The organism is Bradyrhizobium sp. CCBAU 051011 (assembly GCF_009930815.1).
Lineage (GTDB): Bacteria > Pseudomonadota > Alphaproteobacteria > Rhizobiales > Xanthobacteraceae > Bradyrhizobium.
Genome location: NZ_CP022222.1, coordinates 760041 through 772655 on the forward strand (window position 1 = coordinate 760041; position 12615 = coordinate 772655).

At 62.5% G+C, this 12615-nt stretch carries 12 protein-coding genes; 6 read left to right on the forward strand and 6 right to left on the reverse strand.

Going from position 1 to position 12615, the window contains the following annotated elements:
- The first annotated feature begins 51 nt into the window (after positions 1-51).
- A complete protein-coding gene (locus tag ACH79_RS03715) occupies positions 52-999 on the forward strand; it encodes a DUF5996 family protein (RefSeq protein ID WP_161849815.1) in 948 nt (315 codons plus the stop codon).
- Positions 1000-1106: 107 nt separating this feature from the next.
- Here ACH79_RS03715 and ACH79_RS03720 read toward each other — a convergent pair whose 3' ends face one another.
- The 3 genes from ACH79_RS03720 to ACH79_RS03730 all read right to left on the reverse strand — a co-directional run bounded on the left by ACH79_RS03720 (position 1107) and on the right by ACH79_RS03730 (position 3611).
- Complete coding sequence (locus tag ACH79_RS03720; RefSeq protein ID WP_161849816.1) at positions 1107-1301, reverse strand: hypothetical protein; 195 nt, start codon at positions 1299-1301, stop codon at positions 1107-1109.
- 178 nt (positions 1302-1479) lie between these two features.
- The gene (locus ACH79_RS03725) at positions 1480-2667 is read right to left on the reverse strand and encodes a GNAT family N-acetyltransferase (RefSeq protein WP_161849817.1); all 1188 of its coding nucleotides are present in this window, start codon (positions 2665-2667) and stop codon (positions 1480-1482) included.
- 11 nt (positions 2668-2678) lie between these two features.
- Positions 2679-3611: a cupin-like domain-containing protein gene (locus tag ACH79_RS03730; protein WP_161849818.1), complete on the reverse strand. Its 933-nt coding sequence runs from the start codon at positions 3609-3611 to the stop codon at positions 2679-2681.
- 235 nt (positions 3612-3846) lie between these two features.
- On the opposite strand from ACH79_RS03730, the gene ACH79_RS03735 reads away from it, so the two are divergent.
- The gene (locus tag ACH79_RS03735) at positions 3847-4998 is read left to right on the forward strand and encodes a glycosyltransferase family 4 protein (protein ID WP_161849819.1); all 1152 of its coding nucleotides are present in this window, start codon (positions 3847-3849) and stop codon (positions 4996-4998) included.
- Here ACH79_RS03735 and ACH79_RS03740 read toward each other — a convergent pair.
- The 3 genes from ACH79_RS03740 to ACH79_RS03750 form a co-directional block, all read right to left on the reverse strand.
- Positions 4937-6250, reverse strand: a complete 1314-nt coding sequence (locus ACH79_RS03740) for an O-antigen ligase (protein ID WP_161849820.1) — start codon at positions 6248-6250, stop codon at positions 4937-4939. The genes ACH79_RS03735 and ACH79_RS03740 overlap by 62 nt on opposite strands.
- Complete coding sequence (locus ACH79_RS03745; protein WP_161856194.1) at positions 6247-7278, reverse strand: glycosyltransferase family 2 protein; 1032 nt, start codon at positions 7276-7278, stop codon at positions 6247-6249. The genes ACH79_RS03740 and ACH79_RS03745 overlap by 4 nt, the downstream gene beginning before the upstream one ends.
- Before the next feature lie 231 nt (positions 7279-7509).
- The gene (locus ACH79_RS03750) at positions 7510-8496 is read right to left on the reverse strand and encodes a glycoside hydrolase family 26 protein (protein ID WP_161849821.1); all 987 of its coding nucleotides are present in this window, start codon (positions 8494-8496) and stop codon (positions 7510-7512) included.
- A gap of 126 nt (positions 8497-8622) precedes the next feature.
- On the opposite strand from ACH79_RS03750, the gene ACH79_RS03755 reads away from it, so the two are divergent.
- The 4 genes from ACH79_RS03755 to ACH79_RS03770 are packed head-to-tail and all read left to right on the forward strand — an operon-like array spanning position 8623 to position 12609.
- Positions 8623-9009: a hypothetical protein gene (locus ACH79_RS03755; protein ID WP_161849822.1), complete on the forward strand. Its 387-nt coding sequence runs from the start codon at positions 8623-8625 to the stop codon at positions 9007-9009.
- A gap of 36 nt (positions 9010-9045) precedes the next feature.
- Positions 9046-10563 (forward strand): polysaccharide biosynthesis C-terminal domain-containing protein, encoded by a 1518-nt coding sequence (locus ACH79_RS03760; RefSeq protein ID WP_161849823.1) that lies wholly within the window; start codon positions 9046-9048, stop codon positions 10561-10563.
- Positions 10563-11771, forward strand: a complete 1209-nt coding sequence (locus ACH79_RS03765) for a hypothetical protein (RefSeq protein WP_161849824.1) — start codon at positions 10563-10565, stop codon at positions 11769-11771. The genes ACH79_RS03760 and ACH79_RS03765 overlap by 1 nt, the downstream gene beginning before the upstream one ends.
- Position 11772: 1 nt before the next feature.
- Positions 11773-12609, forward strand: a complete 837-nt coding sequence (locus tag ACH79_RS03770; protein WP_246738412.1) for a bifunctional 2-polyprenyl-6-hydroxyphenol methylase/3-demethylubiquinol 3-O-methyltransferase UbiG — start codon at positions 11773-11775, stop codon at positions 12607-12609.
- The last annotated feature ends 6 nt before the right edge of the window (positions 12610-12615 follow it).

A 12615-nucleotide genomic window follows, 5' to 3' on the forward strand; every position in this document is an offset into this window, starting at 1 on the left:
AATTCGTGATACGCCTTCTGCCTTCACGGCAGACACGCGCAGGGTTGTGGCATGAGTAACGATTCGCAAGTCCCGTGGCCGGAGTTGCCGACCGCGGCGTGGCGTGACACCTGTGCGACGCTGCACCTCTGGACCCAGATCGTCGGCAAGATCCGGCTGACCAAATCGCCCTGGCTCAATCATTCCTGGCATGTGACGCTCTACGTCACGCCGCGTGGATTGACGACGTCGCCGGTCCCCGACGGCCCGCGAACGTTCCAGATCGATTTCGATTTCATTGACCACACGCTGCGCTTCTCGACCAGCGACGGCTCGCTGGAGCAATTTGCGCTGGCAGGACATTCGGTCGCCAGCTTCTACGCCGCCACGATGGCAGCGCTTGCCGAATTCGGCATTGCCGTTGTCATCGATGAGATGCCGAACGAATTGCCGGAGCCGGTGCGCTTTTCAGAGGACACCAAGCACGCTTCCTACGATCCCGATGCTGTCGGGTACTTCCTGCAAATTCTCGTCAACTGCGACCGCGTCTTCAAGCAATTCCGAACCGGCTTCCTCGGCAAGGCCAGTCCGGTGCATTTCTTCTGGGGCAGTTTCGATCTCGCGGTGACGCGCTTCTCGGGCCGCCGCGCCCCGCGCCATCCCGGCGGCGTGCCGAACCTGCCCGATGCGGTCGCACATGAAGCCTATTCACACGAAGTCAGCAGCGCCGGATTTTGGCCAGGCAGCGGCGCGATCGATTATGCCGCGTTCTATTCCTATGCCTATCCCGAGCCAAAAGGCTTCCGCTCGGCGAAGCTGCGGCCAGAGGCGGCCTTCTTCAGCGAAGCACTCGGCGAGTTCATCCTGCCGTACGATGCCGTGCGCACGGCTGCCGATCCCGACAAGGCGCTGCTCGATTTCCTGCAAAGCACCTATGAGGCCGCGGCAATATCAGCAAAGTGGGATCGCGACGCGCTGGAGTGCGATCCTGGCCGGCCGGCCGTGGTGCGGCGGGTTTGAAGCTAGCGTGTAGGGTGGGCGCAAAGCGCGTGCCCACCATCCCCGTCGATTGCCAAGGAAGGTGGGCACGGCGCGATGCGCCCATGCCCCCCTACGGATTCCCCAAGCTAATGCCGCAATTCCGGCTTCACGATGGTCTGGCGAACCTCGGTCCCGCAATCGGCGCACTCATAGGTGAAATCGATCTTCGCCATGCTCCAATGCGGTTCGACGTCGCGCACATACATTTCGAGCCCCACACAGCTCGGACAAATAACGAAGCCCGGCTCGAACTCGTCGTGATGATGGATGTAGGCTGGCATGTCGGCTCTCCCCAAGAAAACGCCCAAGAAAGCATTTACCAGTGTCCCCGACCCGCAGCGCAGCATACGCCTCTGACGTGCAGGCGATCATGAACTCTCGCGAACACAGAGAGAACATCCCCACAATCCCGGCATGTGTGACAGATTTGCACCGCTGTGGAACTCCAGCCCCGGCGTGTCATTTCTCTTCGTATGACAACGGCTTACCGAACGCGCGTCTCAGCCTCGCATCGAGCTGCGGATGGTTTCGCAGCGCGCCCACGGCGCGATCGCGCAAGGCAAAGGGCCATCCGCGCCAGCTCAAAGCGGTGCTGACGTTGATCAGCGGCAGCCGCCTTACGCCGAAGCGGCGCTTGTAGGCGTAATTGCCGACGGAGAAATCGAACTCGCGCACGCCGTCTTTGTGCAGGGCCGCCATGGTGCGCTCGATGATCAACCGGCCCGGCGAACAGTTCGACCATTTTTCGCCGGCATTGCTGATGCGGAGCATCACGTAGCGTGCGCCAGTCCTGATGCCGAGCAGCGTCGCCACGATCTCGTCGCCGACCCTGAGTACTGAGACCACCGCATAGCCATTGCCGACGCCATCGCGCACCAGGTTGCGGTAGAACGCTGCGCAGGTTTCGTCATTGAGAATGTAGTTCCGCCCGAGGCTCTGCATTCGTGTGCTCTGCTGAACTTCGGTGGTCGCGAGAATCCGCAATGCTTCATTGCTATCGGTGACGATCGCAAAGGATGCGGCAGGATCGCGTGTGAAGACGCGCCAGCTTCGTTGCAGCTCCGTGCGCACGACTTTTTGCAGCGTGTACCGCCAGGCGTCGTAATCCTCGCCTGTCGTGACGAGATTGCCGTTGAGCGCGCAGGCGCCGCCGTCGCCAAGCAAGGCGAGCGGATTGGGTTTGCCGTCGAGATCGACTGGCACCTTGCGAAGGCGGACGAGATCGGCCGCATCCGGCATCCGGCGCAGCGCCGACAACAGGCTTCGCCACAACACACGCGCGGCCTTGGCATCGCGCGGCGCCGTGGGCCCGAGAATCGGCGCGTTGTAGTCGGTCAGATTGAGATCGGCGAATTCGATCGTTGCGATTCTGCCTTGCTGGCAGCGGATCAGCGGCAGCAGCACCGCCGGCTCGCCGGTCGACGCATCCGTGACAACAGCGATCAGCGGCGCCACGCCCTCGGCGCCGGCGAAGGCGCGGTACCAGGCGTCATACCATTGCGGATGCTGGAACGGCGTCGACGGGTTGATGTCGTGCCAACGCGCGATGGCCTGTTGCCAGTCGCGCACCAGCTCGACGCGGAATTGCGCCGCGCGGCTTATTGCGCGCGCCGCCGGTTGTCCCGCACTGGTGGTCAATACCGTCATCGGCGCTGCGATTATGCCGCCTTCGGCAGATCGACGATCTTGCCGGGTTCGTTCGCATCGAGACGGAAGTCGATCGCACGTCGAGCCTTGCGCTCGCGCTTGACCCACTTGCTGTCGCGCACGAGCTTCTGCAGCACCTTCTTGGCAAAGAAAGACGGGCCGCGCAGATTGCTGGTCTTCGGCGTATAGCCGAAGCGATGACGCAGCAGGCCGTTGGCGAGGTGGACGATCTGGGCGCGGCGAATATCGTCATTGCCATAGGAGACCGTCATCGAGACGTTGACGGTGCCGAGATTCTCGACGCGGTGCGGCGCGTTCAGCGGCCAGTTCAGCATCTGGCCGGGTTCGAGGTCGAACACCTGCGCATGCCCGTCGTACCAGGGCGCGTAGGGCAGATCGACCTCGACATCGAACAGCGCGATGTCCTCGAGGTGTTGCGGCTTGATGAACGGCGCGGTGTTTGGATAGACGTACACCCGCTTGCGGCCGGCGATCTGGATCAGGCCCTGCCCCGGCAGGTCGGCATGATAGTAGACCTGCGCGTCCGGTGACGAGACGAGAATGCCAGCCTGGTGGTTCGGCATCACAAAGCCCGGAACCTTGGCAACGATCTCCTCGAACATCCGGTCGATCAGCTTGCGGAAGCGGCTGTCGACCGCGCCGACGTCGCGCATGTTAAGCCAGAGCCCGCCGCGGGAAATGGCTTCGATGACCTGCCGTCCCGAGAGGTTTCCGATATCGCCCTCGCGCCAGACGCGGCTGGAGCCCTTGGCGCCGGTCTTCACCAGGCTGTAGTGCTCGCGCGGATAGCTCTCGATCAGCTGCGCGAGTTCGTCCATCGAGAACGCCGGGGATTTGTGCATCTCGTGCTGGAGCCGGATCGGCTGATGGCTCCAAAGCTCGGAATGCGTGTCATCCCATGTGCTGAAGATCTTGCCCGTCATCGCCGCCGCTCCTGCTGACTTCCGTTGCCTCAGTGGCCGCCTATTCCGGTTGTCCCGAAATCGCCGCCTGCCGCCATTGCCGTAGCCGCCCGATGTGCCGTTATGAGACGGCCGGACGATTTTCATGGTCGGATTGGCAAGAACGGTGCCGGGCAGACGCGCCCGCTTACCTGAAGCTAATGTCTGCGCTGTATGGCTAACGCCTGACCATTCCTGGAACCCCCGCCGCCGCACGATGACTGGAGAAACCCGATATCGGGCGCTGTTTCTCGGCGCGGGACCGCAGATGCATTGCGGCGTCGGCCAGTTTACCCGGCTGCTGCAGGAGACGATCGAAAAGCTCGAGCCGGGAATCAGCGCGACGTTAACCCTGACGCGCAAGGAAGGCGCATTCGCCGAGATCTGGCGTGCAGTCGGTTCGGCGCAAAGCGTGGTCTGCAATTTTCCGATCGTGGCCTGGAAGCGCGTGATGTTCGCGCCGCTGGTGGCGATGGCGATTGCCCGGCTGCGCCGGCGCAAGGTCATCCTGATTCAGCATGAGTGGCGCGGGCTGCATTGGCTGCGCCGCATCACCTATATGCCCGCGCTGGTCCTTGCTGATGTCATCGTCATGTTCTCGCCGCTGGTGCGGCAGGAACTGGCAGACGATCCCTTGCTCGGCTGGACGACAAAGAAAAGCATGCTGGCACCGCTGCCGCCGAACATCGAGGCACCAGCGGGAATCGAGGATTCGAAATTGCGGCATCGCCTGACCGCCGCGAAGGGCGACGGGCGGCTCCTGATCGGTCATTTCGGATCGATCTATCCGGGCAAGCAGCCCAACGCGCTGCTCGAGATCGGCGCCATCCTGAAGCAACGCGGCCTGAAACCGCTGATCGTCTATGTCGGCTCTTTCATTCGCGGCGTCGACAAGGTCGAGGAGGAGTTTCATGCCCGCGCGAGAGAACTCGACGTCGCCGACGACGTGATCGTCTCCGGCTTCGTCGCGTCCGATCACGAGGTGTTCGGCCTGTTCAGCGAGATCGACGTCTTCTGCTATCCGCTCGACGAGGGGCTCACCGCGCGGCGCTCCAGTATTCTCACCTGCGTGCAATCAGGCCGTCCGCTGATCGTCGCCGGCCCTACGCGGCCAGATGAATTCGACCACCACCCGCGCTTCAAGGAATTGATCGACCGCGGCGCCATCGTGCTGGTCGCGCGCGGTTCGGACAACGAGGCGTTTGCCTACCGGATCGCCGCGGTGGTCAAGCGCCCGCCGATACCGCTGCCGTTCGATTTCGACGGCTGGTGGAAAGATGTGGCTGACGCTGTGCGGGCGCAGCTCTCTATGCCTGCGCCCGAAACCGCGCGAGATAGTGCAGCCCGAACACCGCCATCAGGAACGTGAACCACAGCGGATCGGAACGGTCGAGGAAGAAGCTTTCCATCGCCGATAGATAGAGCCCGAACAGCCAGATCCGCAGCAGCACCATGGCCAGCGGACCATTGTTGCCGCCCTCGTCGGCGCGCTGAAAATTCCGCAAGGGCAGGATCACCAGCACCAGGATGAGTAGCGCCAGCCCGGGCACGCCCATGCCCAGCGCGGTGTCGAGATAGCCATTGTGGCTGTGCGCGGCGAAGCCGGCCCACTCCCTGCCTTCAGGGAGATTTTGAATGGCGCTGGAACCCCAGAAGGACGCAAAGCCGTAGCCGGTGAGCATTCTCGCATGCAGCGACTGCAGCGCAAATGCCCAGATGTCGGTGCGGCCGGTAAATGTTGAGTCGAACGGCAGCAATTTTGAAATTCCAGCGAGGCTCTCGAGCATCACGGTGCCGATGCTCAAAAGATTCAGCAACAGCAGCGGCGTGAGCAGGATGATCGCACGAAGCCAGAACGAGCGGATGAAGGAGGTGACCGACGTCAGCAGCAGCACCGCAAAGCACAGCGTCAGCGAGCTCTTTCCGGCCGAGTACAACAGAAACAGCGAGGCGAGCGCGATGATGGCCGCGCCGGATAGCCAGAGGCCGGAGCGGATGATGTAGACGCCGAGAAACAGCACCATCACCATGATGGCTGCGGCCTGGTTCTTGTGGCCGAACGCGCCGCGCCAGTTGCCGGCAAGGCCCGGCTCCTGCGGATCGCTCGCCAGGTGGATCGAAAGATCAGGGGCGAGCAATATTCCGAGATAGCAGACCGCGAGCAGTGCGAACGCCGCAATGGTGAACCAATGCATCAATTCCTGCTGCGACTTCGGCAGCAGCATCAGCGCCGCCGTCAGCGCGACGACGCAGACCGTCAGCGAAAGACGCCTGATCGACGTGCCTGGATCGAACGACAGCACCACTGTCACCAGCACCCAGGCGCCGAACAGGACAAATGCCGGCGACAACAACGTCGCCAATCCGCGCCCATCGTTTCGCATCGCCAGCGCGACCGTCAGCACGCTCAGCGCGCCGAATAACGCGTAAGTCGCAAGCTCATTGCCGGTGCCGACGTTGCCGATCTGCAGATCGCCGAGGCTTTCAAACGGATGCAGCGATATCCACCCCAGCAGCAGTGTTCCGACGAACGTCGCGCCGCGCACGATATCCATCACCTGCTGCTGCTTGACGCCGGCAGCCACAATGCGGATCTCGGATGCGTCGACGAGCTGTCTCATGAGGCGATCTTCGACGCCTTGTAGGGCTGCGGTTCGAGGCCGAACGCGGCCAGCGCGCTGCCGATCGCCACCGTTATCGGGTGCATGGCAATGGAACCCTTGCGTTCGGTCAGAATGGCGTACGCGGCATAGACGAGCGACAACGGCAAGGCCGCCAGCAGTTTGATGGTCAGCTTCGCCTGCAGCCAGACCGTCGGCGTAGCCTTGCGCTGGATGTGATAATTGATGGCGCCAATCCGCAGGCCCCGCGTCACCAGCCATTTCAGGCTGGTCCGGCTTTGCGGCACGGTCTCGCTGATCGTGGCTTCGGCCACCCAGTGAAATCGCATGCCGAGCCGCATGCAGCGATAGAAGAAATCAGTGTCCCCGCCGCCGAGGAAATTGAAACGGAGATCAAACGCGGGCGTACCCAGCCGGTCGAACACCGAGCGCCGGATCAGGCAGTTGCCGCAGCCATAGATCACCGGCACCGGTCCCGAGGCGTCGTAGGCCGGCGCAAAAGCCGGGTGACGCCGAAGTCCGTGCTTCCGTTCATCATCGAACTCAGGGAATACCGGTCCGCCGACGATCTCGGCGCCGGTCGCTTCCGCAGTGGTGAGCATCAGCTCCAGCCAGTCCGGCGAGGCGATTTCGTCGTCGTCGATCATCAGAAAGCTGGTCGCCAGTGGAAACATCTGCAGCGCTGTCTCGAAGGCGGCATTGATCGCATGGCAATTGCCTTGTCGCGGCTCGATCACGCAAAGACCTGATAATTTTCCCAACGCGAGGTACTCGGCCGCCACCGGTACGCTTTCGCTCTTCGACACATCGTTCTCGACCAGGACAACGGCGAAGCGACGGCCAGTGCGCTGACCGGCAAGCGATTCCAGCGTGCGGCGCAGGTAATCCGGACGACGGAAACAGGGAAGGCAAACTACGGTTTCGATGGTGGGATCGAGGCCTGCCGAAAGCGCCACCAGCGCGCGCAGCGCCCTGACCGACGGATCTGATACGTCCATCCGGTGATCGCTGGTCGATATCCCTGCCATGACACTCAGGTCGTTCACGAATATGTCTCATCGTCCCGAAACGGGATCGCCGGCTTGGATCCCGGGACACTTCCGTCTCGATAAGGCCGTTCGTTCCGGGATGACCCGGCGTTTGCGAACGTAACGCTGGCGATGGTGCAAATTTCGGTCCGCCGGCACCGCGCGACGTGCCGAACTCCGAGGACGGTTAATGGACGGAGTTAATCCGCGCTGAACAGCCCCGACCGCAGATCAACGACTGAACAGCTTTCGGAACAGGAGCTGCGACTTCGGAAACGCGCCGTTGTCGATCTGTGTCGGCCACGCCCCGTCGACATCGAAGTACGCAGCGTAAGCAATCCTGTCCTCATTCTTCATGAACCAGTCATGCATCTGCTGAATGAAGAACGGATTGTCGCCGGCATTGCCGACGCCCCATTCGGGATAGCTCATGCGCTTGCCGTGCAGACGCGCAAACTCGCGATGCCATTCCAGGCCGAACGGCGCCTTGACGTAAAAGTTGTTCCAGCGCTCCTCAGGCGTGCCGTCATGCTTGAAGTCGTAAACGTCGAGGCCGATGTAGTCGACGACATCGTCGCCGGGATAGCTCGCGTCCGCCGGCATTTCCTGCGGTCCCCATCCCGGACACCAGTCGAACTTGAAGCCTGAGGAGTGACGGCGGAATATTTCCACGACGCGGCGGAACGCTTTGATGTAATCCGCCTCATGCCCTTTCGCGAACCATGCCATCTCAGCCAGGTTCATTTCCCAGCCGAGCCGGATGATCGCTTTCGGATGCGCTTCCGAAATCGCCCGGGCCGCCACTTCGAATTCGATATCGTGGAGCCCTTCGGCAACGTCGGCGAGCGGCGTGCCTTTCATGGTCAGCGGGATCGACCAGACCACGTTGCGCGACGGATTGAGCTTCTTCCAGACGCCGGGAACCCAGTTCAATTTGGAGAAATCCTCCCACGTCGTCTGACCGTAGAAGTCGACGCCCAACACCGAGGACGGTTTTTGCTTCAGCCATTTTTCCCACGTCTGCAGCGTATGCTCGCGCCCGACTGGCCCCCAATTGACGAAGGCGCCGGCAAATTTCGCCGGGTTGGAAACGCCGCGTGAGGCCGCATTGCTGTCGACGCGAGCCAGCAGCAGCACGGTCAGCACGAAGACCGCCAGCAACAGCAGCAGCCGCTTCAGGCCGTGCCCCCTGCGTCGCCTGGGATCAGTTCGAAACATCGGCTGCCCTCGCGTCGCGCACGGCGTTAACGCACCTTGCGCGATGAGTAGTTCGCGCCGTCGCAAAAGGACACAGGCCGGACAAGGCGGCTGTCCCAAAAAGAACAGCAGCCTCACGGCCCCTGCTTGCAGAAAGAGATTCTCGAAAAAAAATCAAACAAAAGCTCATCGGCAATCCATTTGCCGACAAGGCCGGCGATCTCGGCAACCGGCTTTGCAATATCCGGTCCAGCGCGGACCACACGCACGATCAGCGCTGCCCCTATGGTTACTGTGGAACTGCAGCGGCGACCGGATGTCGCAAATGCGGACATCGTGGAAGGACCGGATGTGCCGAAAATTCCTGGCTTCGTCGCCTATCTGCAGCAGACGGCGGAAAACCGCCGGATTAACCACGCTGACGCGCCGCAGCACGTTCAGCGCGGGTTCGGCACCGATCTTGCTCCAATGGGCAGCGCGGGAGGTTTGCGCCTGTTAACGGCGGGCCTCCCGCCGATTTGTCGAGATGAATAGTGTCGTGTTGTTAACCCTGGACCCATTGCCGAACTAATGCTCAGCCAGACGTTCCATTATTCGGTTGCAAGCGTCGTGTCGGCCGCCATCGGCCTGCTGAGCGCGGTCGTATTCACGCGCCTGCTCTCACCGGACGAATATGGCGTCTATGTCGTCGGGCTCAGCACCGCGGGTATCGTCTCGGCGCTGCTGTTCACCTGGGTCCGCGTCGCCGCGCTGCGTTTTCAGTCGGAGGGCGGCGCGGTCGACGTCAGGAAGACCATTTTCCTCGCCTATCTCATCTCCGCGCTCGCCGCGCCGATCGCACTCCTTGTTGCCACGCTGACGACGTCGGTATCGCTGGAGCGAAATATCGCTGCCATCTTCTTCGCGCTCGGGCTCGGCCTGTTCGAGCTCGGGCAGGAGCTACTGAAAGCGCGGCTACAATCGCTTGCGTTCATGACGGCGTCGATCATCCGCGCCTGCCTGGCGTTCACGCTGTGCCTGGCCGCAGCACTTCTCGGCGGCGGCGGACTGTGCCAGCTCGCGATGGTGGCCATCACCTATTTCGTCACGACGACGCTGTTTGCGAGCACGATCCTGCGATCCCCCGTCGCAGGACCGAAGATTTCCGATCTGCGGACATTCGCGTCCTTTGGCATTCCGATCACGCTGTCCGGCATCGTCTTCGCGATCCATGCGGCGCTCGACCGCATGCTGGTGTTCCATTTCATGGGCGACCATGCGGCCGGTCAGTACGGCGCATCCGCCGATCTCGTCCGGCAGATCATCCTCATTCCCGCGGTGAGCATCGCGTCCGCCACGATCCCGCTGGCGGTGCGCGCCTACGCAACCGGCGGCGACCGTGAAGCACGGCCGCATCTGGAATTCAGCCTCGAAATTCTCCTGGCCGCCGTGCTGCCGGCGGTCGTCGGCGTGGCGCTGACGAGCAGCTATATCGCCGGCGTGATCCTCGGCATCGAGTTCCGCGAGACCGCGGCGCAGATCATGCCGATCCTGGCCTTTGCCTGGCTGTTCCAGTCATTCTCCCAGTCCTACATTCACGCGAGCTTTCACCTCGCCAAGACGCCGTTCATGATGACGACGCAGAGCATCGCGATGTTGGTCGCGAACCTCGCCGTCATGCCGGTCCTGCTTGCCCGATTTGGCCTGGTCGGCGCCGCATCGAGCCTCGTCATCGTCGAAGCCTTCGGCGCAGCGTTCGGGTGGTTCCTGACGCGGAAGGCGTTTCCGCTGCCTTTCAACGCGCCCCACATCATGCGCATCGTCGCGGCGACGGCGATCATGGCTTTGGTGCTGACGTTCCTGAAACCGCTGCTTCCGATCGGCGTGGTCTCGTTTGCCGTGCTGGCCACGACCGGCTGCATCGTATACGCCCTCGCCGCCTTCGCGTTCGACATCGCGGGCCTGCGCCAGGCCGTGATCGCTTACGGCGCGCGGCGCAATCTCTGGCCGGCCGCAGGCCAATCAAATCTTGAAGGACACGTCCTCCCGTCCGCGTCCGTCACCGCCCCGTCCACGGGACTATCCGGCATATCGGCAAGAGAACCATGATGCGGCTCGCCAGCAGAAATGCGGCCGTGGCGGCCGACAATCGACATGTGATCTGCCGAACCAACCCGGTGTCGCTGTCGGACTTCACCGACAAGCGCCGCGAGGCGACGCGCCCGCTCGCGTGTCGGGGCGAGAACTTCGACCGCGACTTCGACAGCAACACGCTGTTCTACGACGCGGTGCAGGTGAGCAAATCACAGATCGCCCTGTTCGCGCCGCCGTTCTTCAACCTGGCGCGCGACGTCGCGACGACCACCTTCATCAGCGGCGCCGGGACGCGCAAGGCGCGGACAAGGCACCTCGACCGCCACGCCCAATTGTGGCTGGATATTCCCGAGAATACAGCCCCGGTCCAGGCATTGGGTGAACTCGGCAGCTTCGCGTTCTCGGCCTCGCCGAACTGTTCGGAGGTGTTCCGGGATCGCCGCGTCATCTTCACGATGTCGAAGGACAATCCGATCGAATGGATCCTCGACTGGGTGAGGTTCAACCGCGACATTCACGGGGCCGATGCGGTTCTCATCTACGATAACGGCTCCAGCGCCTACGACAGCGCCACCTTGAGCGCGGCGCTTCGGTCGGTCCCGGGCATCCGCTGCTCCGTCGTGATGGAGTGGCCGTTCAAATACGGCCCGCAGGGAGCCAATAGCTGGGACCACTGGGATTCCGATTTCTGCCAGTTGGGCGCCTGGGAGCACGCCAGATGGCGCTTCCTGCAGCATGCGCGGAGCGCCATGAACTCCGATATCGACGAGTTGGTGCTGTCGAAGACGGGACAATCGGTGTTCGAAGCCGCCGAACAGTCATGGACCGGCCTCGTCCGATATCGCGGGCGATGGATCATCGGCATCGACGACGGCGTCCACGACGACATGCGCGCTCCGCTTCGCCATACCGACTTCTCGATCTTCATGCCGCCGCAATATGAACGTTCGAGGTTCGTGATCCGGCGCGACGCCAACGCGTGCCTGCCGAAATGGACGGTGGTCCCCGGCCGATGCCCCACCCATGCGCAATGGCACGTCCATTCGATCTTCTCCTGGTGGGCCTCATATTTCTGCACTGGGGATTTTTCGTTCCGCCACTTCCGCGAAATCGGCAGCAACTGGAAATATCAGCGCACCAACCGCGTGCCGTTCGATCCGTCGCTTCACAGGTCGGATCAAGCATTGATGGACGCTTTCAAGCGCGTCGATTGGGAAAACTGAAATGAACAAGGCAACCTCCACGTCGGAATGGACGAAGTCGATGAACGAGGCGGTCACCATCGGACACGCGCAGACGGCAGCCGCCAATCCCGAAACCGTGCAGCATCCGCAGGCGCTGCTCGAACTGGCGCATGGCGAGGCGCGGCAGAGCCTCTTGACCGTTCACCGCATTCTCGAAGCGACCTTGCCTGAAGGCGAACTCTCGATTTACGAGGCCGGCGGCGGTTCGACCAGCTTCCTGCCGCTCAAGGTGCTGCATCGCGCCCACGTCACCGTGGTCGATATCGACGAGGACCAGATCCGCAACAACGACTATGCGCACAAGGCGATCCTCGGCGACATCCAGGCCTATCGCTTCAAGCCCAACAGCTTCGATCTCGTGATCTGCTACAACGTGATCGAGCACGTGCCCGATGTCGAAGCGGCGCTACTGAATTTCTGCGAAGCGCTGAAGCCGAGCGGCATGATCCTGATCGGCGCACCGAACCCGCGCTCGCTGTCCGGCGTCGTCACCAAATACTCGCCGCACTGGTTCCACGTCTGGTTCTATCGCCATGTCCGTGGCGACAAGAAAGCCGGCCTGCCCGGCCACGCGCCGTTCCCGACGCTGTTCCATCCGCTGGTCCCGCTTCCTAATCTGGAAGCGTTCGCCGAACAGCATGGCCTGCAGATGATCTACCGCAAGCAGTATGAGAGCCCGCGCTATCCCGAGATGCGGCTGCGCATGCCCGTCTTCGCGGCGCTGGTGGATGCGGCCGCGCGCGTAATGAACTTATTCCTGCCCGGCCGCACCGACGTGCGGCACGGCGACTACCACGTCATCCTGCGAAAGCGCTGACCATGA